We start from the raw sequence: 19462 nt of genomic DNA, 5'->3' as shown, positions 1-19462 counted from the left end.
TGCCACTGGCGAGCACGAAACCCGGGACATCCCCCGCGTCCCCCGCGAGCACGAGGTCAAGGAGCTGGTCGCCGCGGCCGGGGTGCCGGTGCCGCGTGGGGTCGTGGTGCGCGACCTGGACTTCGCGGCGGCCGGGGAGCTGGCCGAGCCGCTGGTGCTGAAGGCGTTCGGCCCCGGGCTGGTGCACAAGTCGGAGGCGGGGGCCGTACGGCTCGGCCTGCGGGCGGACGGCCTCGCCGCGGCGGCCGCGGAGATGCGCTCCCGGCTCGACGTGGAGGGGTTCCTGGTCGAGGAGCAGGCGCCCGCCGGGGTGGAGCTGATCGTCGGGCTGGTCGGCGACCCGGGGTTCGGCCCGGTGCTGCTGGCCGGGCTGGGCGGCGTCTGGACGGAGGCGATGCGCGACACGGCGCTGCGCCTCTGCCCGATCTCCGAGCGGGACGCGCGGCTCATGCTGGACGAACTGCGCGGCGCGGCCCTCCTGCGCGGCCACCGCGGCCACCCGCCCGTGGACGTGGACGCCGTCGTCAAGCTGCTCATGACGGTCGGCGGACCCGGCGGCCTGTGGGAACGGCTGGAACTGGGCGAGTTCGAGCTGAACCCGGTCATCGCCACCCCTTCCGGCGTGACCGCGGTGGACGCGCGCCACCTGCCCGGCCGGCCGCGCCCGCCCGCCGTCCGCGAGCCGGCCGACTTCCTGCCGCTCTTCGAGCCCCGCGCGGTGGCCGTCGTCGGCGCCTCGGCGAGCAGGCCGAACTTCGGGAACATGTTCCTCGACTTCTACCGGGCGGCCGGGGTGCCGCTGGTGGCCGTGCACCCGTCGGCCGCCGAGGTGGCGGGGGTGCCCGCGGTGCCGTCGCTGGCCGCCGCCGACGTGGACTACGCGCTGGTGGCGGTGCCCGCCGAGCGGTGCGCCGAGGTCGTGCGGCAGGCGTCGGGCATCCCGTACGTGCAGGTGATGAGCGGCGGGTTCGGCGAGGCCGGACGCGCGGACCTGGAACGCGACCTGGCCGCGGCCGCGCGCGCGGCGGGCACCCGGCTGCTCGGCCCCAACTGCATGGGCGTGTACTGCCCGCGCGGCCGGCAGACGTTCGTCGGCGGCGGCGTCGGACCGGCGGGGACGGTCGCGCTGATCTCGCAGAGCGGCGGCCTCGCGGGCGAGGTGATCAAGGTCGGGGAGCGGCGCGGGCTGGCGTTCAGCCGGGTCGTCACCGTGGGGAACGCGGCCGACGTGACCCCCGCCGAGCTGCTGTCCTGGCTGGCCCGCGACCCCGAGACGCGGGCCGTCGGGCTCTACCTGGAGGACCCGCGCGGCGGCCGGGAGCTGCACGAGGCGCTGCGCGCGGCGGAGCTGCCGGTGGCGCTGCTGGTCGGCGGGCGCAGCTCGCAGGGACAGCGGGCGGCGCTCTCCCACACCGGCGGCATGGTGAGCGACCTGCGGGTGTGGGCGGCGGTCGCGGCCCAGACCGGCACGGCGCTGGTGTCCTCCCAGGACGACCTGATCGGCGTGCTGGCCTTCTTCCAGGCGCACGGCTCCCGCGTGACGGACGGCGACCGGGTGCTGGTGATCGGGCCGAGCGGCGGCGCGGGCGTGCTGGCGGCCGACGCGTTCGACCGGGCCGGCGTGCGGCTCGCCCCGCTGCCGGACGGCGTGCTCGACGGGCTCGGCCTGGCCGCCGCGGGCAACCCGCTGGAGGTGCCGGTGGGGCCGCGCGGGCGTCCCGGGCTGGTGCCGGAGGTGATCGGGGCGATCGTCCGGCGGGAGCCGTACGCGGACGTGGTCGCCCACGTGAACGTGCAGAGCTTCTTCACCTACGGCGACGCGGCCGAGCCCCTGTACGACTACGCGCGGGCCCTGGCCGCCGCGCAGGAGGCGCTGCCGCGGGTCAGGATCACGCTCGTCACCAGGAACGGCGAGTGCGCGCCCGCGGGCGTGGAGGACGAGGTACGGCGGATCGCGGCGGCGGCGGGCGTCCCCGTCTACCGCTCCATGGAGGCGGCCGCGGCGGCCGTCGTGGCAGGAGGTAGTCGTGGGACTGCTTGACGGCAAGGTCGCGCTGATCACGGGCGGGGCCAGGGGCATGGGCGAGTCGCACGTGCGCCTGTTCCTCGAAGAGGGCGCGCAGGTGGTCTTCGGCGACGTGCTGGAGGAGGAGGGCAAGGCGCTGGCCGCCGAGACCGGGGCCGCGTACGTGCGGCACGACGTGCGCAGCCCGGACGAATGGCGGCGGGCCGTCGGCACGGCCACGGAGCTGCACGGCCGGCTCGACGTCCTGGTGAACAACGCCGGCATCCTCACCTACGGCCGCATCCAGGACATGGCGCCCGAGGACTTCGACCGGGTGATCGACGTGAACCTCAAGGGCACCTGGCTGGGGGTCAAGTCGGTGATCGAGCCCATGAAGGCGGCCGGGCGCGGCGCCATCGTGAACATCTCCTCGATCGAGGGGTTCGTCGGGGCGGAGGGGTTGTCGGCGTACGCGGCCTCGAAGTTCGCGGTGCGCGGGCTGACCAAGTCGGCCGCGCGGGAGCTGGCCCGGTTCAAAATCCGGGTTAACTCGGTGCATCCAGGGGCGATCAACACGGCGATGGCGGTGAACCCGGACCTGATGGCCGAGGTGGACGCGGAGGCGTTCGTGAAGTCCATGGTCATCAAGCGGTTCGCGAAGCCGGTGGAGGTCTCGCACGTGGTGGCGTTCCTGGCCTCGGACCGGGCCAGCTACTGCACGGGGAGCGAGTTCACGGTGGACGGAGGGCTGCTGACGGGGGCCGGTTACTAGGCTCCGTGGGCGCGACACGCGCGCCTTTTCCTGTTAGATCACCCACCCTGGGCATCTCCGACAGCCTGGTTGAGCTGCGATTATGCGCCCGGTGATGTCTTTACCCTCTCTTGGGGCGTGCTTGACCTTGGTCACGAAGCGGTAACCTCGCACCGCACGGAAGACTACAGGTTTCCGGTTTTGCCACACATGTCCCGGGTTACCCCCGTGTACCCGACTATGTGTGGATAAATCCGGATCTTGACCGGAAGGTTCCCCCATACTTCCATGACGCCCGAGATGCAGAAGTACATCGACCTGCTGGAGAGCCAGCTCGGCTACGCCGAGAAGGCCGGTGCGTACACCAAGTTCGGCGACTGGTACGGCAAGACCGTCGAGTTCGACGCCGACTACTCCGCCGCACCCTGGTGTGACATGTACCTCTCCTGGGCCGCGCACAAGCTCGGCTACCAGGAGTGGATCGGGCAGTTCGCCTGGACCGTACGGCACGCCGAATGGTTCAAGGCTCAGGGAGCCTGGGGGAAGACGCCCAAGCCCGGCGCGTTCGTCTTCTACGACTGGAGCGGCACCGGCAAGATCGACAACATCGACCACGTCGGCATCGTCACGCGGGTCGAGGGCGACACGATCTTCACCATCGAGGGCAACATCGACGGCGGCGTCGCCAAGCGCAAGGAGCGCGACACCAGCAAGGTCGTCGGCTACGGCTACCCCGAGCGCGTCAAGGCCCGCCTCGACGAGGAGGCGGCCCAGAAGCGGGCCGACGAGCAGGCCGCGACGCCCGCCCGGCCCGGCACCGACGTGGGAACGCTCCAGCTCCCCGCCGACTCGCTCAGCTCCCTGATCCCGCACGTCGAGCAGGAGCGCGCCGCCGAGGCCCCGCTCGCCGCGCGGCCGAAGGCCGAATCCGACAAGCCGGCCAGGACCACGGCGTCCTCGCCTTCGGCGTCCCCCGCCGTGCCCTCCGCGTCCGCCTCGCCCGCGACGGGGGCGGCGCCCGTGCCGACGGCGGCGGCCGGGAGGTCGGGACAGAAGTCCAAGCACGCCAAGGCGACGACCGCCGACACCACGTCCGCCACCGCCGAGCCCCTTCCCACGCTCGTGGACGCCTCCTCGACCGGCTCGATGCCCGCGATCGGCTCCCCGTCGCTGGTCGGGTCCGCGCTGATCGCCGCGCTGGCGCTCGTCGCCCTGGCGAAGACCCGCCAGAGCCGCCTCCGCCCGGCGACCGCCTCGGCGAAGGCCGCCCGCGCACGCGCCGCCGCGACCCTCTCCGCAGGCGAAGGCGCCACCCTGAGCACCGCCGGCCTGAGCGTCACCTCGGCGGAGACCACCGCCGCGGGCGTCACCGCGGGCGTCTCTGCGGGCGTCTCTGCGGGCATCGCCGTGCCCATTGCGCTGCCTGTTCCCGTGCCCGTCGCCGTTCCCCTTCCCGGGACGCGTTCCAGGCGAGGCACCCACGCCGCCCCCTCGCGCCACCGGCGTCGCCGCCGTCCCGTGGAGACGCGCCACGAGCACACCCGCCCCTCCTCGCTGCGGACCACCGCCGAGCCCGCCGCCCCCTTCGAACTCACCGCCGCCCCTTCCGGCACGGCCTTCGAACGCGCGACCGTCTCGCCCGAGACCGGTCGGAGGGACCGCATCGAGCTCGACGCGGGCTCTTTCGAGGCCGGTCGGAGCCGCACCTTCGAGTTCGCCGCCCCCGTCCCCGAGTTCGGCCCGGCGGGCGGCGCCGAGGTCGCGGCCGGTGTGGACGCGTTCGAGCCGTTCACCGCCCGAACGGCCCCGCCGCGGCGGCTGGACAGCGCCTCGTTCCGGCCCGCCACCGACACGGCGCCCTTCGAGCCCATGTTCGACACCGGCCCAATGGTGCCGATCTCGCTCCCCCCGGCGACGAGCACGTTCAGCGCCTTCTCCCCCAGCCCCCGGCCGGGCGCCGAGGTGGCCGCCCGGACGAGGACGACGCCGCGGGCCGCCCAGGCGTCCGGGATCGGCGCGACGTACCAGGGCCGTCGCCGCCGCAGCGACCCGCACCCGGACGCGTCCGCCTCCGAGCACCCCTTCTTCATGGACGAGTTCACCGCCGATTCCGTCCCGCGCGGCCGCCGCCACCGTCGCGCCGGAACCGCCGCCGCCGGGGCCACGGTCTCGCAGCACCCGCGCGGCCTGCGCCAGGAGTCCGGCGGCACGACCACCATCGACGCCTTCGACGCCTTCGTCCAGGACGCCCCGCTGCGCGGCCGCCGTCACCGCACCCCCGGCCGGGAACGTCAGCCCGCCTGAGGACGGCCCGCCGGGGCGGGCCGGCCGGGTCAGGTCACGTCGTACTCGGCGGCGAAGGCGGCCAGGCGGGTGACCGCGTCCCGGCTGCGCGTCCACGGCCGGACGATCAGCCGTTCCACCCCCAGCTCCGCCCAGGCGGCCACCTCCCCGGGAGAGCCCAGCGCGTACGCGTGCGCCGTGACCGGCACCCCCGCCCCCAGCCGCGCCAGCTGCGGCCTGATGGACTCGATCGTGTGCGGCATGCTGATCCACCCGTCGCACAGCCGGGACGCCCGGCGCAGCGCCGCCGCCGACTCCCCGCCGGCCAGCACCGGCAGCCGCCCCTGCACGGGCTTGGGCTCGAAGGCGACCTCGGGGAACCGGTAGAACCGTCCGGAATGGGCGACCACGGGCTCGGTCCAGAGCCGCCGGACGATCTCGATGACCTCGTCCAGGCGGGCGCCGCGGGTCTCGAAGGGCAGCCCGGCCGCCACCCACTCCCCGCGGTACCAGCCCGCGCCCACGCCGCAGATCGCCCGTCCGTCCGACACCACGTCCAGGGTGGCGAAGGCGCGGGCCGAGACGAACGGGTGACGCAGCGCCAGCAGGTGGACGGCGGTGCCGAGCCGGACGCGGGTGGTGAGACCGGCCAGCCAGCACAGGTAGGCCGGGGCGTCGAACAGCGGGGTCGTCGGCTTGATGCCGGGGTCCTCGGTGCCCGGGTAGACGGCGAGCGACAGGTCGGTGGCGAACACCAGGTGCTCGGGCAGCCACACCGACTCGAACCCCAGCTCGTCGGCGGCCACGGCCACGTCCTTCCAGGCGTCCGGGTGCAGCAGGCCCAGCGGCACGCCGTACTTCACGGGTACCTCCGCAGGTCGCGGGCGCTCAGGCTGGCGCGGACGTGTTCGCGGTGGGCGGCGGCGGTGCCGTGCGCGGCCGACAGGGACCAGGCCCGCGCGAGCCAGAACCGCAGGTCCAGTTCCTCGGTGTAGCCGATCGCGCCGTGGGTCTGCAGGGCGACGCGGGCGGCCAGCGCCGCCGCCTCGCCCGCCGCGGCCTTGGCGGCGCTCGCGTCCCGTCCGGCCGTGGGCGCGTCCCGGTCGACGGACAGAGCCGCGCGGTGCACCAGCGGCGCGGCGAACTCGACGGCGACCGCCACGTCGGCGAGCCGGTGCCGGACGGCCTGGAAGGACCCGATCGCCGCGCCGAACTGCCTTCTGACCCCCGCATACGACACCGAGACCGCGAGCAGCTCCCGCGCGACCCCGATCAGCTGGGCGGCGGTCGCCACCGCGACGGCCCGCGCCGCGAGCGCCACCCGGTCCGCGCCGGACTCGGCACGTCCGGACGCTTCGAAGGCGACCTCGAACAACGGCCGGCACGGATCCACCCCCGGCACGGCGGTGAGCCGCGCCTCGTGCCCCGGCAGCACCCGCACCCCCTCCCCCGTACGCGCCACGACCAGCACGTCGGCGAGATCGGCGTCGGCCATGTACGCCTCCCCCGGCAGCAGCACCCCGACGCACACCCCGCCCGAGGCCAGCTTGGGCAGCCTGGGCGACAGGAACGCCGCCGCCACCGCCGTCTCGACCACCGGCCCCGGCAGGCAGGCCCGCCCGGTCTCCTCGACCGCGGGCAGCACGTCGGTCAGCCCGAGCCCGAGCCCGTCGAGCTCCGGCGGCAGCAGCAGCCCGAAGAACCCCAGCTCGGCCAGCCGGTCCCAGGCGGGACGGCGTTCGGTCCGCAGCGCGCCGGGCGGGCAGTGCGCCCGCAGCACGTCGCGGACGGTCGCCCCCAGGGCGAGTTGCTCGTCGGTGAAGGCGAAGTGCATGAGGGCGACTCCAGAGGGGTCATCGGGGCAGGCCCAGGACACGCTCGGCGATGATGTTGCGCTGGATCTCGTTGGTGCCCGCGTAGATGGGCCCGGCCAGCGAGAACAGGAAGCCGTCCAGCCAGGCCGTGCCGCCGGCGCGGTCGCCGAGCAGTTCCATGGCAAGCTCGTGCATGCGCAGGTCCAGCTCCGACCAGAAGACCTTGCCCATGCTGGCCGCCGCGCCGATCTCGGCCCCGGCCATGATCCGGCGGGCGGTGGCGAAGGTGTGCAGCCGGTACGCCTCGGCCGCCGTCCAGCAGCGCGCGGCCCGGTCGGCGAGGGCGGGGTCGGCGTCCAAGGCCAGGTCGAGGAGGCGGTCGGCGGTGGCGAGGAAGCGGCCGGGGCTGCGCAGGGTCAGGCCGCGTTCGGAGGAGGTGGTGGACATCGCGATCCGCCAGCCGTCGCCGGGCTCGCCGAGCACCATGGAGTCGGGCGCGAACACCCCGTCGAAGTGCAGCTCGGCGAACCCGGGCAGGCCGTCGAGCTGGGCGATCGGCCGGACGGCGACGTCGTCCAGGGGGAACAGGAAGTACGTCAGGCCCTTGTGCCGCGCGCCGGAGGTGCGGAAGAGGCCGAAGCCGTGGGAGGCGTGGGCGGCTCGGGAGCTCCAGGTCTTGTGCCCGTACAGGAGCCAGCCGCCGTCGGCGCGTTCGGCGCGGGCGGTGAGCGCGGCCAGGTCGCTGCCGGCCTCGGGCTCGGACCAGGCCTGCGCCCACACGTCCTCGGCCGTCGCCATCCGGGGCAGCCAGCGCCGCCGCTGCTCGGGGGTGCCGAAGCGCATGAGGCTGGGGGCCAGGAGGAAGATGCCGTTCTGGCTGACCCGGGCCGGGGCGCCGGCGGCCCAGTACTCCTCCTCGAAGATCAGCCACTCGATCAGGGACGCGGCCCGGCCGCCGTACTCGCGCGGCCAGGAGACGACCGACAGCCGCTCGCCGGCCAGCAGCGCCTCCCAGTCACGGTGGGCCTGGAAGCCTTCGCCGGTGTCCATCGGCGGGAGCCGCTCGGGCACGTGGGCGGCCAGCCAGTCGCGAACCTCGGCGCGGAAGTCCAGCTCGGCCGGGGAGAAGTCGAGATCCACGAAACCAAACTAGCGCACGCTTGGTCTACTGGCCAGGCCGCTGTCCGTCGGCCTGGTCCGGACGTCGTGCAGGGTCTTCTGCTCCGGCTTTCCACGCTCGACACCGACGCCGGGAGCGCGGTGCGGGTCATCGCCTACTTCGACTCGCTGGTGCGCGACCACGTCACCGTGCCCGTGCTGCTCGCGGCCACCGCGCGGCCGGCGCGACGCCCGGTCGGCCCGCACGACGCCACCGCCGGCCGGCGCCTCCGGACGGGCCCGGACGGCCGGGCCGCCGAGGCCCGGACACCGGGCGCCGGGAAGGGGGCCGGGGAAGGCCCCCCGGAGGGGGCGCGGACGAGGGAGCTGAGCGGCGGCCTGGGCAGCATGCGGCCGGGTTGCGGGCGATGGGGCACCGGGTGCGCACGGCCAGGATCGGCGACACCCAGGCCGCGCTGGTGGCCACCACCGCCAACGCCACCACCGCCAACGCCGCCACCACCGCTGACGCCGCCGCTGACGCCGCCGCTACAGGCGGTACGCCCGCCTGAGCGCGGCCAGCCGGGTCTCCCGCGCCCGCCTGCTCAGCGGGGTGTCGGGCACCATGACGTCGAACCCGTGGAACGCCCCCGGGTAGAGGTGGAACTCGGTGGACACCCCGGCCCGCGCGAGCCGCTGGGCGTAGTCGATGTCCTCGTCCCTGAACACCTCCAGCTCGCCCACGTCCACGAACGCGGGCGGCAGCCCCGACAGGTCCTCGGCCCGCGCCGGCGCCGCGTACGGCGGGACGTCCGGGCCGCCCGCCCGGTCGCCGAGCAGGGCGGACCAGCCGTAGAGGTTCGCGGCCCGGTCCCAGACCACGGCCTCGGTGAACTCCAGGCTCGACGGGGTGGTGTTGCGGTCATCGAGCATCGGGCAGATCAGCAGCTGGAGCACCACCTCGGGCCCGCCCCGGTCGCGGGCGAGCAGCACGGTCCCGGCGGCCAGCCCCCCACCCGCGCTGGCCCCGCCGACGGCCAGCCGGGCGGGGTCGATGCCCAGTTCCTCGGCGTTCTTGGCGGTCCACACCAGCCCCGCGTAGCAGTCCTCGACCGGCGCGGGGTGCGGGTGCTCGGGCGCAAGACGGTAGTCGACGGAGACCACGACGACGCCGAGCCGCTCGACGTACTCGATCATCGTGGCCTCGTCCCCCTCGGGCATGCCGACGATCATGCCGCCGCCGTGGATCCAGTAGAGGCCGGGCCGGCCGGCGCCGTCCTGCGCGGGGCGGTAGACGCGGACCCGGACGTCCGGTTCGCCGTCGGGGCCGGGGACGTGGCGGTCCTCGATCCGCACCTCGGTCTCGGCGGGCGGCGCCGCGGCCAGCATCGCGTGGATCTGGGCCCGGTACCCGGCCAGCTGCTCCGCGTCGAGCGCCGTCACGTCGAAGGCGGGGAAGGGCGCGCTCTCCAGGGCGGCACGCAGGTCCGGATCGAGGTTGGGGTGGAACGCCATGAGGACTTCCTTCCACGGAGGGGGCTTGCCGTACCCCTCGATGGTCGGATCTCGCGCGACGGCGCCGCAACCGCCATCCGGCTGCCGTTGCGCGCGCGACGCCCGCCGTCCGGCGACCTCGGGCCGGGGATCGACCGGAGGGCAGCCGGGTTGGCCGGGGTCAGCCGGAATCAGCCGGGGTCAGCGGGGGTCAGCGGGTCAGCTCAGCAGGGCGACGACCTGTTCGGCCAGGGGCGCGGCGCTGGCCGGGTTCTGGCCGGTGACCAGCCGGCCGTCCACGACGACCTGCGGCTGCCAGTCGGGGGCGGGCTCGTGCCGGGCGCCGCGCCCGGTCAGCGCGTCGGCCAGCAGGAACGGCACCACCCCTGCCACGCCGCGTGCGGTCTCCTCGCTGTTGGTGAAGGCGGCCACCCGCCGGCCGTCCACCAGGTGGGAGCCGTCGGACAAGGTCAGGCCGACCAGCGCGGCCGGGCCGTGGCAGACCGCCGCGACCACGCCGCCGCGCTCGTAGATGTCGCGGCCGACCCGGGCCACGTCGGGGTCGGCGGGGAAGTCCCACATGGTGCCGTGGCCGCCGGCGTACAGGACGGCGTCGTAGGCCGAGGCGTCCACGCCGGAGAGGGGGGCGGTGTCCTCGTCCAGGCCGGTGGCGAGGAAGGCGGCCTGCGCCGGGTCGTCCGGGTCGTGGCCGTCGCGCGGGGGCCGGCCGCCGGCGATGCTGGCGACGTCCACCTCGAAGCCGGCCTTGGTGAAGATCTGCCAGGGATGGGCCGCCTCGGGGACGTAGTATCCGGTACGCTCCACGCCGCCGAGGTCGTCGTGGCTGGTCAACACGATCAGGATGCGCTTGCTCATGCCTTCGAGCATGGCCGGGAAAGCCCATCAGCCACAAATAGCGAAATGTCGGTCGTGCCATCAGAATAGTGATGTGTCATCTCTCTCGCTGGACCTGCTGCGGACCTTCCTCGCCGTCCACAGGACCGGCTCCATCACCGCCGCCGCGCAGACACTCGGCCTCTCGCAACCCGCGGTGACCGCCCAGGTCAAGACGCTGGAGGCGACGCTCGACCGGCCGCTGTTCGACCGGCTGCCGCGCGGCGTCGCGCCCACCCCCGCCGCCGACGAGCTGGCCCGCCGGGTGGCCCCCGCCCTCGACGCGCTGGAGGAGGTGGCTGGCGCGGAGCTGCCCTCGGACGAGGCCGTGCACCTGGGCGGCCCGGCCGAGTTCCTGTGCGAGGAGGTCATGCCGATGCTCGCCCCGCTCGTCCGCGACGGGCTGCGCCTGCGCACCACCCTCGGCCTGGCCGACGACCTGCTGGCCGACCTCGCGGCCGGACGGCTCGACCTGGTGCTGTCCACGATCCGGCCCCGGGTGCGCGGCATCCAGGCGGACCCGGTCTACGACGAGGAGTTCGTCCTGGTGGCGGCGCCGTCCGTGGCCCGCGGGCTGCCGCCCGGCCGGGTCGGGCCCAAGGAGCTGGCCGCGGTGCCCGTGGTGGCCTATGCCGAGGAGCTGCCCATCGTGCGCCGCTACTGGCGGGCCGTCTTCGGGCGGCGGCCGTCGATGGCCGCGCAGGTCGTCATCCCGGACCTGCGCGGCGTGCTGAGCGCGGTGCGGGCCGGCATGGGCGTGTCCGTGCTGCCCGCGTACCTGTGCCGGCGCGACCTGGCCGAGGGCACGCTGGTCGTGCTGGCCGAGCCGGCGGAGCCGCCGATCAACACCGGCTACCTGGCCGTACGGTCGGGGGCACCGGCCAGGCCGGCCGTGGGGCGGGTGCGGGCCCACCTGCTGGCGGCGTTCCGGGCGGCGCCGCCGTACTGAGGACGAAGGTGGATGACGGGCGATCACCTTGGGCATGCTGGGCACATGTGTCATTCCACCGACAGCCGGCCGCCCGCCCCGCCGATCCGGGGCGAGGTGGCGGCGCACGAGCAGATCACGCTGACCTCCGCCGACGGCACCCGCTTCATGGCCTACCGGGCCGACCCGGCCGAGCCGAACGGCCGCGGCGTGGTGATCATGCCGGACGTGCGCGGCCTGCACCCGTTCTACCGCGACCTCGCGGTGCGCTTCGCCGAGGCCGGGTTCCGCACGATCGCGATCGACTACTTCGGCCGCACCGCCGGGACCGACGACCGGGGCGACGACTTCGACTACATGCCCCACGTCGACCAGCTCAAGCTCGACCAGGTGCAGGCCGACGCGGCGGCGGCGACCGCCGAGCTGGCCGCCGGCGGCCCGGTGTTCACGGTCGGCTTCTGCATGGGCGGCGCCCTGTCGTGGCGTCAGGGCGCGGAGGGCAACGGCCTGGCCGGGAGCATCGGCTTCTACGGCGCGCTGCGCTTCATCGACGAGCCGAAGACCGGCCCCGGCGCGCCGCTGCTGCTGCTCAGGGGCGGCGCCGACAAGGTGTCGAGCCCGGAAGAGTTCGACGCCTACACCGCGGCGCTGGACCGGGTGGGCACCGAGCACGAGACCCACGTCTACGAGGGCGCGCCCCACTCCTTCTTCGACCGCTCGTTCAAGGAGTGGGAGGACATCTGCCAGGACGCCTGGCGCCGCATCCTGTCCTTCACCGAACGGCACTCAGCCTAGGTAGGCGGCCCGCACCACCGGATCGTCCCTGACCCGCGCCGGCGTCCCGGACGCGATGACCCTGCCCAGGTCCAGGACGACGATCCGGTCGCAGATCTCCATGACGAAGCCCATGTCGTGCTCGACCAGCAGCACGGTGGTGTCCAGGGACCTGACGACCGCGCCGAGCCGGGCGGTCTGGGCGGCGTCCAGGCCGGAGGTGGGCTCGTCCAGCAGCAGGAGCCGCGGACGGTCGGCCAGCGCGCGGGCCAGCTCGACCATCCGGCGCTGCCCGACCGGCAGCGCGGCGGCGTACGCGTCGCGCAGCGGCGTGAGCCCGCACAGGTCGAGCACCTCGGCCACGCGCGCGCCGCGCTCGCGCTCGATCCGCCGCCGGCCCGGCCACCCGGCCAGGTCGGCGGCCAGTCCGCCGCCGCCGCCGTGCCAGTCGAGCGCGGCCAGCACGTTCTGGGCCACGGTGAGCCGGCCGAACACCTGCGTGCGCTGGAACGTCCTGCGCACGCCGGCCCTGGCCCGCCGGAGCGCGGACACGCCGGTCAGGTCGCGCCCGTCCAGCATGACGCGGCCCGCGACCGGCCTGCGCAGCCCGGACACCACGTCGAACAGCGTGGTCTTGCCCGCGCCGTTCGGCCCGATCACGCCGCAGACCTGGCCCGGCCCGGCCTCGAACGACACGCCGTCCAGCGCCCTGACGCCGCCGAAGGCCACGGACACGCCCTGCACCGCCAGCATTCACCTCACCCCCAGGTAGGCGGCGGTCAGCCGGTCGCCGTCCACCTCCGAGCGGGGGCCCGTCCAGGTGACGGCGCCCAGCCGCATGAACGCGACCCGGTCGGCGAGAGCCAGCGCCTCGGTCGCCTTCTCCTCGACCAGCAGCAGCGCCACGCCCCGGTCGCGCAGCTCGGCGAAGACGTCGAACACCTGCCGCACCACGAGCGGGGCCAGGCCGAGCGAGGGCTCGTCGGCGATCAGCACCCGCGGCGGGCGCACCAGGGCCGGGGCCAGCGTGAGGAGCTGCTGCTCGCCGCCCGACAGCGCGCCCGCGGCCACCGTACGGCGGGCCGCGAGCTGCGGCAGGCGCCGGTAGACCGGCTCCGGATCGTCCAGCCAGGTACGCAGGTTCTCCTCCACGGTGAGCCCGGGGAACACGCCCCGCCCTTCGGGGGCCAGCAGGACGCCGGCGCGCGCCCGCCGGTGCGCCGGCCAGGCGGTGACGTCCACGCCGTCGAGCAGGATCCGGCCGCCGGTCACCGGCAGGTCCCCGGCGGCGACGGCGCACGCGGTGGACTTGCCCGCGCCGTTCGCGCCGAGCAGCGCCACCACCTCGCCGGGCCGCACCTCCAGCCGCACCCCGCGCAGCACGGTGCAGTCGGCGTAACCCGCCACGACGTCCTCCAGCACGAACAGCGGCCCACCGGGCCCGCCGCCGCCAGTCGAAGGCGCGGCAGGCGTGCCGGAAGAAGCGGTGGAGAAAGCGGCCGAAGAAGCGGCGGGGAGGCGGCGGGCGCGGCGGCGATGGCGGGCCTCGGCGAGCTGGGTGAGCACGCCGTCCGGATGCCGGGCCAGGATCATGCCGCCCGCGCCGAACAGGATCGACCCGACGTGCGCGGACACGTCCCAGGTCGCCAGCAGTTCGGGCACGGCCACCGCGACCAGCCCGCCGAGCACCGCACCGCCGACCCTGCGCACGCCCTGCAGCACCACCACGGCCAGCCAGACGAACCCGGCGAACGCCGGCAGGTCGGTGGCCGTGACCGACCCCTTGGAGATCGCGAACAGCACCCCGCCGAGCCCGGCGATCGCCGACGCCAGCACGAACAGCACGATCTTGGCCCGCGGCGCGGACAGCCCGGAGGTGACGGCCGCCGCGGGCGCCGACCGCACGGCGAGCACGGCCCGTCCCGACGCCGACCGCTCCAGGTTGCGCACCAGCAGCGCCACCAGCCCGATCAGCGCCAGCAGCACGGCCACCCGCACCCGCGGGTCGGAGGTGTCGGCGAAGCCGAGCCCGAGCGCCGGCAGCGCCCATCCGATGGTCCCGTTGCTGAAGGCGTCCACCTGGAACAGCACCTGGTCGGCCAGCAGCGCCAGGGCCAGCGTGGCCAGCGTCAGCACCCGGCCGCCCAGCCGCAGCGCGGGCAGCGCCACGACCAGCCCGACGGCCCCCGCGGCGGCCACCCCGAGCAGGATCGCCACGCCGAACGGCAGCCCGGAGGCGAACGCCCACCCGCAGGTCAGCGCCGCCATGGCGGCGAAGGCGGCCTGCGCCAGGTTCACCATGCCGCCGATCCCGGTCACCACCACGAACGAGCAGAAGATCAGCGCCAGCACCAGCCCCTGGGCCGCGACGCCCACGTAGTACTCCGGCCCGAGCAGGGCGAAGGCCGCCAGCGTGGCCAGGCCCGCGGCCCACGGCAGCCGCCTGCGCCAGGCCGGCACCCCGGCCAGGTGGTCGGGCGGCGGGACGTCCTCGGCGGCGCTGCCCGCCACCCGCTCCCGCGACCGGTTCAGCAGCAGCAGCCCGGCGAACAGCAGGATCACCGGCACGGCGGTGCGCAGCCCGGTGACCTCCTCCAGGAAGTCGGTGTACCCGGCGACCAGGTTCTGCACGACGCCGAGCGCGAGCCCGGCGGCGAACGTCCAGGGGATCGAGCGCAGCCGCCCGAACACCGCCGCCGTCGCCGAGGCGAACAGCAGCACCGTGTACGCCGTCGCGTCCAGCCCGAGCACCGGCGCCGCCAGCACCCCGGCCAGCCCGGCGAGCCCCGACCCGAGCATCCAGGCCAGCGCCGAGGTGGCGTCGGCGTCGATGCCCCGGAGCGTGGCCAGGCGGCGGCGGTCCACGGAGGCGCGCATGCGCAGCCCGTACGGCGTGTGCCGCAGGAAGGCCCACAACCCCGCCGCCGCGACGGCCGAGAAGGCGAAGGTGATGAGCTGGTCGGTGTCCAGCCGCACGCCGAGCGGGTCGAGCGACACGGCCGGATGGGGGCCGACGCCGCGCGGCAGCGAGGTGGCGTCCGTGGCGGGCAGCCCGGCCAGCTCCACGGCCAGCAGGCCGAGCGCGGGCAGCGCGATCGTGAGCCCGATGGTGGCGACGATCTGCGCGGTCTCCCCCGCCTGGGCGAGCCCGCGGAACATGGCCCGGTGCAGCAGGTAGCCGAGCGCGGGCGCGAACAGCCCGGCCGCCACCACCGCCGACAGCCAGGCGGGCAGCCCGGCGGCGGCGGTGAGCTCGTAGAACACCAGGGCGGCCAGGAAGCCGACGGCGCCGTGGGCGAAGTTGAACACCCCGGTCGCCGCGTACGACAGGGTCAGGCCGGAGCCCATGATCGCGAAGACGGCCCCGGTGACCAGGCCGCTGAGCACGTACTGGAGGATCATTTCAGCGGCACGTTGTCGAAGCAGGCCATTCTCCTGGCCACCTGGAAGGCCCCGCCCTCCAGTTTGACCAGGGCGCCGCAGCCGTTCGGCTCGCTGTGGTCCCGCGGGTAGCGGATGCGGCCGAACCCGGGGTTCTCGTAGAGGTAGTCGCCGTTGGCGGTGGCCAGGAACTTCTCCCTGGTCAGGTCCTTGCCGGTGCGCTTGAGGACGTCGAGGAAGATGTCGGCGGCCCAGTAGCCGATCGCCAGGTGCTGGGTGAGCGCGGTGCCGGGGGCCACCTGCTCGACGTCCTTCTTGAGCTGGGCGATCTCGGGGGCCGGGGACTCGAACGGCTCGAACATGGGCGCGGCGATCACGCCGTCGAGCGCCTGCGCGCCGGCCGGGTCCTTGAGGATGGCCAGGTCGTAGCTGGTGGCGTCGGTGAGCACGCCCTTGTACCCGGCCCGCTTGAGCGCCGCGTAGAGCCCGACGTTGAACTTGGTGCCGGCGATCACGGAGACGACGACGTCCGGGGCCTTGCCGCCGTCCGAGGTCATGATCTTGTTGACGTACGGGAGCCAGTCGGGGGGCGGGGCGGCGGCCGGCAGGCCGGAGTTCACGCCGGCCAGCTCGAACCCGGCCGCGGTGAACGACTGGGAGATGGTCGTGCCGCCGTACTTGCTGCCGCTGGAGTCGCTGGTCTGCACGTAGACGCTCTTGCCGGCGGCGCCGCCGAGCAGGTCGGCCATCTGCCTGCCCCACCACGTCTGGGAGCCGGCGCCCTGCTTGGGGGCCAGGCAGCCGTTGTAGCCGAACCCGGTCCTGGTGCCGCACCACTGCGGCCCGGTGGCCCAGCCGAACCAGGGCACGCCCTGCTGTTCGAGGAAGGCCGCGCCGCCGAAGTTCGGGGCGTGCACCGGGACCAGGGCGAACACCTGGTCCTTCTGGACGAGTTTCTTCGCCGCCGCATCGCCCTTGGCCGCGTCCTGGGCGTCGTCCTCGGCGCCGATGAAGTCGATCTTCCGGCCGTGCACGCCGCCCTCGGCGTTGGCGCGGGCGAACCTGGCCTTCGCCCCGATCTCGGCGTCCCTGGTCGAGTAGCCGCTCGCGCTGGTCTTGGTCAGCACGCCGCCGATCTTGATCGTGGTGTCCGTCACTCCCGCGCCCGACTGGGCCGCGCCGGTCTGCTGGGCCGCGCAGCCGGCGACGAGCAGCGTCAGGGTGAGCGCCGCCGCGCCCCGCCGTACCATGTTGTTCTCCTCGCGACTCGGCCTAGCGCTCGCTTGGTTTCGCTGAGCGTAGATTTGCCGGGAAGGGGTGTCAACGGCCTACCGAGCAACCGCTTGCTCGCAGGCGGCGCGCCGGGCTAGCGTGGGCGCATGCTGATGCGCGCGGCCGTGCTGACCGGGTTCCACGCCCCCATGGAGATCCGCGACGTCGAGATCGACGACCCCGGCCCCGGCGAGGTGCGCGTCCGGATCAGGGCCTCGGGCGTGTGCGGCTCCGACCTCAAGGCCATCGACGGCAAGAGCCCGGTGGTGGCCGCGCCGCCGTTCATCCTGGGGCACGAGAGCGCGGGCGTGGTGGAGAGCGTCGGCGCGGGCGTCACCTCCGTCAGGCCGGACGACCACGTCATCATCGCCATGAGCGGCCCCTGCGGGCGCTGCCGCCACTGCGGCTCCGGCCGCTTCCACCTGTGCTCGGGCCCGCAGCGGCTGCCGACCATCATGGGCGGCCCGCCCAGGGTCACCCTCGACGGCCGGGAGACCCGCCGCTTCATCGGCATCGGCTCGTTCGCCGAGTACGCGGTGGTCGCCGAGGCCATGTGCGTCAAGATCGCCAAGGACGCGCCCTTCGCCGCCATGTGCCTGCTGGCCTGCGGCGTGGTCACCGGCGTGGGCGCCGTCCTCAACGTGGCCGAGGTGCCGCCGGGCGCCTCGGTCCTGGTGGTCGGCTGCGGCGGCGTGGGGCTCAACGTCATCCAGGGCGCGGTGCTCGCCGGCGCCACCACGATCATCGCCGCGGACGTGGCCGAGGGGAAGCTCAAGCTGGCCGAGCGCTTCGGGGCCACCCACCTGCTCACCGCCGGCGACCTGCCCCGCCAGGTGGGCGCGCTGGTCCGCGGCGGCGTCGACTACGCCTTCGACGCGACCGGCGTGCCCGGCGTGCTGGCCGAGGCCTTCGCCGCCACCCAGCCGGGCGGGACCACGGTCATGGTCGGCAGCCCGCCCCAGGGCCACCCCATGGCGCTGGACACCGGCCTGCTGTTCTCCTCCCGCCGCCTCATGGGCACCCAGGGCGGCGACGCCGCGCCGCACCGCGACCTGCCCATGCTGGCCGCCCAGTACCTTCGTGGCCGCCTCGACCTCGACGGCCTGATCACCGAACGCCTCCCCCTCGACCAGATCAACGAGGCCGTCGCGCACGTCCGCCAGGGGACGGTCGCCCGCACGGTCATCACGTTCTGAGGCGCTATTCTCGTTTTCTTTGGAATAGTGGAGGTTGTCCCATGTCGTACCCCCAGCAGCGCTACCTCGGCGAGACCGGCCAGATCAGTGCCACCCTGCGCCCTGCGGACAACGGCCCCGACCTGTCGATGGCGACCGGCACCCGCGTCCACTACCTGGGCACGGGCGGCTCGACGAACGGCGCCTACGGCCTGTACCGCTGGGAGATGGGCCCGCGTCCCGGCGGCGCGTCCCCGCACTTCCACCGGACCATCACCGAGTCGTTCTACGTGCTGACCGGCACCGTCCAGCTCTACGACGGCGACAAGTGGGCCGACGGCCGCCCCGGCGACTTCCTGCACGTGCCCGAGGGCGGCGTGCACGCCTTCCGCAACGCCTCGGGCGAGCCGGCCTCGATGCTGGTGCTCTTCACGCCGGGCGCGCCGCGCGAGGCGTACTTCGAGGAGCTGGCCGAGATCACCCACAGCGGCCGCGAGCTCACCCCCGAGGAGTGGACCGAACTCTGGCTGCGCCACGACCAGTACGCGGTCTGATGGCGGATTTCCCCGAAGAGCCCGTCTACCGGCACCTGGCCCGCGTCGGCAAGGCGCTGGCCAGCCCGGTGCGGCTGCGCCTGCTCGACGTGCTCGACCAAGGCGAGCGCACGGTCGAGGAGCTGGCCCGGGCGGCGGGCGTGCCGGTCAAGAACACCTCGGCCCAGCTCCAGCACCTGCACGCGGCCCACCTGGTGACCAGCCGCCGGGACGGCACCCGGGTCCGCTACCGGCTGGCCGACGAGCAGGTCTCGCGCTTCCTGGGCGACCTCCAGCGGTTCGCCCACGACCGGCTGTCCGGCCTGCGCGAGGCGGTGCGGGAGCACCTGGGCGACCTGTCCGGCGTCACGGCCGACGAGCTGGCCGCCAGGCTGGCCGACCCCGGCACGGTGGTCGTCGACGTCCGGCCGGCCGCCGCCTACGCCAAGGGGCACGTGCCCGGCGCGATCTCGGTGCCCCTGGACGACCTGGCGGGCCGCCTGGCGGAGCTGCCGTCGGACGCCCGGGTCGTGGCCTACTGCGGCGGGCCGTACTGCGTGCTCTCCCCGCAGGCCGCACGCCTGCTGCGCGAGCGCGGCCTCGACGCCCGCCCGCTGGACGGCGGCCTGATCGGCTGGCGGCGTGCCGGGCACGAGGTCGTGCGGGAGCGTACTGTGAGCGGGTAATCGCCCACAGTGAGGGAGGTCCGCATGCTCGCCAGAGGAGCCGTCGCGGCCGGCCTGCTCGCGGTCGTGACCGTGGGCGGCGCCGGCCCCGCGCAGGCCCGCTTCCGCTACGACTTCCGCAGCCGCGAGGTGGTCATCTGGAGCGAGCCTAAGGACGGCGCCGCCCAGCTCGGCGTGGGCCGTCCCGGCGACGGCTTCGACTCCGACCGGTCGGAGGAGCACGAGCTGTTCCGCTGCGACGACGCCTTCGACAGCACCCTGTGGCACCACGGCACCGACGCGGCCACCGGCGTCGTCGGGTGGGTGCCGGCCTGCCACCTCGACGACCCCGACTGACCGGCCGGCCACCTCGACGCCCACCGGCTTGCCGGTCG

The 19462-nt window shown here is 74.7% G+C and carries 18 protein-coding genes; 10 read left to right on the top strand and 8 right to left on the bottom strand.

The window, feature by feature from the left end; all coding sequences use genetic code 11:
- The first annotated feature begins 28 nt into the window (after window positions 1-28).
- From ABT158_RS40895 to ABT158_RS40885, 3 genes are all read left to right on the top strand, one after another.
- Window positions 29-2041: an acetate--CoA ligase family protein gene (locus ABT158_RS40895; protein WP_352363164.1), complete on the top strand. Its 2013-nt coding sequence runs from the start codon at window positions 29-31 to the stop codon at window positions 2039-2041.
- A complete protein-coding gene (locus ABT158_RS40890; RefSeq protein WP_352363032.1) occupies window positions 2028-2777 on the top strand; it encodes a glucose 1-dehydrogenase in 750 nt (249 codons plus the stop codon). The genes ABT158_RS40895 and ABT158_RS40890 overlap by 14 nt, the downstream gene beginning before the upstream one ends.
- A 267-nt stretch (window positions 2778-3044) precedes the next feature.
- Complete coding sequence (locus ABT158_RS40885; RefSeq protein WP_352363030.1) at window positions 3045-5060, top strand: CHAP domain-containing protein; 2016 nt, start codon at window positions 3045-3047, stop codon at window positions 5058-5060.
- Window positions 5061-5089: 29 nt separating this feature from the next.
- On the opposite strand, the gene ABT158_RS40880 is transcribed toward ABT158_RS40885, so the two are convergent.
- The 3 genes from ABT158_RS40880 to ABT158_RS40870 are packed head-to-tail and all read right to left on the bottom strand — an operon-like array spanning window position 5090 to window position 7993.
- Entirely contained in the window at window positions 5090-5902 is an 813-nt protein-coding gene (locus tag ABT158_RS40880; RefSeq protein WP_352363028.1) for a TIGR03619 family F420-dependent LLM class oxidoreductase, read from the bottom strand.
- Window positions 5899-6873: an acyl-CoA dehydrogenase family protein gene (locus tag ABT158_RS40875; protein WP_352363026.1), complete on the bottom strand. Its 975-nt coding sequence runs from the start codon at window positions 6871-6873 to the stop codon at window positions 5899-5901. The genes ABT158_RS40880 and ABT158_RS40875 overlap by 4 nt, the downstream gene beginning before the upstream one ends.
- Window positions 6874-6892: 19 nt before the next feature.
- Entirely contained in the window at window positions 6893-7993 is a 1101-nt protein-coding gene (locus ABT158_RS40870; protein ID WP_352363024.1) for an acyl-CoA dehydrogenase family protein, read from the bottom strand.
- Between the two features lie 386 nt (window positions 7994-8379).
- Between ABT158_RS40870 and ABT158_RS40865 the strand changes: the two genes are divergently transcribed.
- Complete coding sequence (locus tag ABT158_RS40865) at window positions 8380-8523, top strand: hypothetical protein (RefSeq protein WP_352363022.1); 144 nt, start codon at window positions 8380-8382, stop codon at window positions 8521-8523.
- Here ABT158_RS40865 and ABT158_RS40860 read toward each other — a convergent pair.
- Window positions 8501-9466, bottom strand: coding sequence for an alpha/beta hydrolase (locus ABT158_RS40860; protein ID WP_352363020.1), 966 nt, complete (start codon window positions 9464-9466; stop codon window positions 8501-8503). The genes ABT158_RS40865 and ABT158_RS40860 overlap by 23 nt on opposite strands.
- Before the next feature lie 198 nt (window positions 9467-9664).
- On the bottom strand, window positions 9665-10321 hold the full coding sequence (locus tag ABT158_RS40855) for a type 1 glutamine amidotransferase domain-containing protein (protein WP_352363018.1): 657 nt from the start codon (window positions 10319-10321) through the stop codon (window positions 9665-9667).
- Between the two features lie 73 nt (window positions 10322-10394).
- Here ABT158_RS40855 and ABT158_RS40850 point away from each other — a divergent pair, with 73 nt between their 5' ends.
- Complete coding sequence (locus tag ABT158_RS40850) at window positions 10395-11288, top strand: LysR family transcriptional regulator (RefSeq protein WP_352363016.1); 894 nt, start codon at window positions 10395-10397, stop codon at window positions 11286-11288.
- Window positions 11289-11333: 45 nt separating this feature from the next.
- Complete coding sequence (locus ABT158_RS40845) at window positions 11334-12062, top strand: dienelactone hydrolase family protein (RefSeq protein WP_352363014.1); 729 nt, start codon at window positions 11334-11336, stop codon at window positions 12060-12062.
- On the opposite strand, the gene ABT158_RS40840 is transcribed toward ABT158_RS40845, so the two are convergent.
- From ABT158_RS40840 to ABT158_RS40830, 3 genes are read right to left on the bottom strand one after another with little or no spacing between them, the layout of a single operon-like run.
- Window positions 12054-12794 carry an ABC transporter ATP-binding protein gene (locus ABT158_RS40840; protein ID WP_352363012.1) on the bottom strand — a complete coding sequence of 247 codons (741 nt, stop codon included), beginning with the start codon at window positions 12792-12794 and terminating at the stop codon, window positions 12054-12056. The genes ABT158_RS40845 and ABT158_RS40840 overlap by 9 nt on opposite strands.
- Window positions 12795-15443, bottom strand: coding sequence for an ABC transporter permease subunit (locus tag ABT158_RS40835; RefSeq protein WP_352363010.1), 2649 nt, complete (start codon window positions 15441-15443; stop codon window positions 12795-12797).
- Window positions 15440-16672: an ABC transporter substrate-binding protein gene (locus ABT158_RS40830; protein WP_352363008.1), complete on the bottom strand. Its 1233-nt coding sequence runs from the start codon at window positions 16670-16672 to the stop codon at window positions 15440-15442. Before ABT158_RS40830 ends, ABT158_RS40835 begins: the two co-directional genes overlap by 4 nt.
- Window positions 16673-16801: 129 nt before the next feature.
- On the opposite strand from ABT158_RS40830, the gene ABT158_RS40825 reads away from it, so the two are divergent.
- Genes ABT158_RS40825 through ABT158_RS40810 form a run of 4 tightly spaced genes read left to right on the top strand, consistent with a single transcriptional unit; the run spans window position 16802 to window position 19424 of the window.
- On the top strand, window positions 16802-17890 hold the full coding sequence (locus ABT158_RS40825) for an alcohol dehydrogenase catalytic domain-containing protein (RefSeq protein ID WP_352363006.1): 1089 nt from the start codon (window positions 16802-16804) through the stop codon (window positions 17888-17890).
- Between the two features lie 41 nt (window positions 17891-17931).
- On the top strand, window positions 17932-18423 hold the full coding sequence (locus tag ABT158_RS40820; protein WP_352363004.1) for a cupin domain-containing protein: 492 nt from the start codon (window positions 17932-17934) through the stop codon (window positions 18421-18423).
- Window positions 18423-19088, top strand: coding sequence for an ArsR/SmtB family transcription factor (locus ABT158_RS40815; protein ID WP_352363002.1), 666 nt, complete (start codon window positions 18423-18425; stop codon window positions 19086-19088). Before ABT158_RS40820 ends, ABT158_RS40815 begins: the two co-directional genes overlap by 1 nt.
- A gap of 24 nt (window positions 19089-19112) precedes the next feature.
- Window positions 19113-19424, top strand: a complete 312-nt coding sequence (locus ABT158_RS40810; RefSeq protein ID WP_352363000.1) for a hypothetical protein — start codon at window positions 19113-19115, stop codon at window positions 19422-19424.
- Window positions 19425-19462 lie beyond the last annotated feature (38 nt).

This window comes from Nonomuraea sp. NPDC001636 (assembly GCF_040298265.1).
GTDB lineage: Bacteria > Actinomycetota > Actinomycetes > Streptosporangiales > Streptosporangiaceae > Nonomuraea.
This window is presented reverse-complemented; position numbering and strand designations above follow the sequence as displayed.

Bases quoted from the DNA above. Each gene is read 5' to 3' on its own strand.
- ABT158_RS40885 (WP_352363030.1), top strand. From the start codon at position 3,045: ATGACGCCCGAGATGCAGAAGTACATCGACCTGCTGGAGAGCCAGCTC.
- ABT158_RS40875 (WP_352363026.1), bottom strand. From the start codon at position 6,873: ATGCACTTCGCCTTCACCGACGAGCAACTCGCCCTGGGGGCGACCGTC.
- ABT158_RS40865 (WP_352363022.1), top strand. From the start codon at position 8,380: ATGGGGCACCGGGTGCGCACGGCCAGGATCGGCGACACCCAGGCCGCG.
- ABT158_RS40860 (WP_352363020.1), bottom strand. From the start codon at position 9,466: ATGGCGTTCCACCCCAACCTCGATCCGGACCTGCGTGCCGCCCTGGAG.
- ABT158_RS40855 (WP_352363018.1), bottom strand. From the start codon at position 10,321: ATGAGCAAGCGCATCCTGATCGTGTTGACCAGCCACGACGACCTCGGC.
- ABT158_RS40845 (WP_352363014.1), top strand. From the start codon at position 11,334: ATGTGTCATTCCACCGACAGCCGGCCGCCCGCCCCGCCGATCCGGGGC.
- ABT158_RS40840 (WP_352363012.1), bottom strand. From the start codon at position 12,794: ATGCTGGCGGTGCAGGGCGTGTCCGTGGCCTTCGGCGGCGTCAGGGCG.
- ABT158_RS40835 (WP_352363010.1), bottom strand. From the start codon at position 15,443: ATGATCCTCCAGTACGTGCTCAGCGGCCTGGTCACCGGGGCCGTCTTC.
- ABT158_RS40830 (WP_352363008.1), bottom strand. From the start codon at position 16,672: ATGGTACGGCGGGGCGCGGCGGCGCTCACCCTGACGCTGCTCGTCGCC.
- ABT158_RS40825 (WP_352363006.1), top strand. From the start codon at position 16,802: ATGCTGATGCGCGCGGCCGTGCTGACCGGGTTCCACGCCCCCATGGAG.
- ABT158_RS40820 (WP_352363004.1), top strand. From the start codon at position 17,932: ATGTCGTACCCCCAGCAGCGCTACCTCGGCGAGACCGGCCAGATCAGT.
- ABT158_RS40815 (WP_352363002.1), top strand. From the start codon at position 18,423: ATGGCGGATTTCCCCGAAGAGCCCGTCTACCGGCACCTGGCCCGCGTC.
- ABT158_RS40810 (WP_352363000.1), top strand. From the start codon at position 19,113: ATGCTCGCCAGAGGAGCCGTCGCGGCCGGCCTGCTCGCGGTCGTGACC.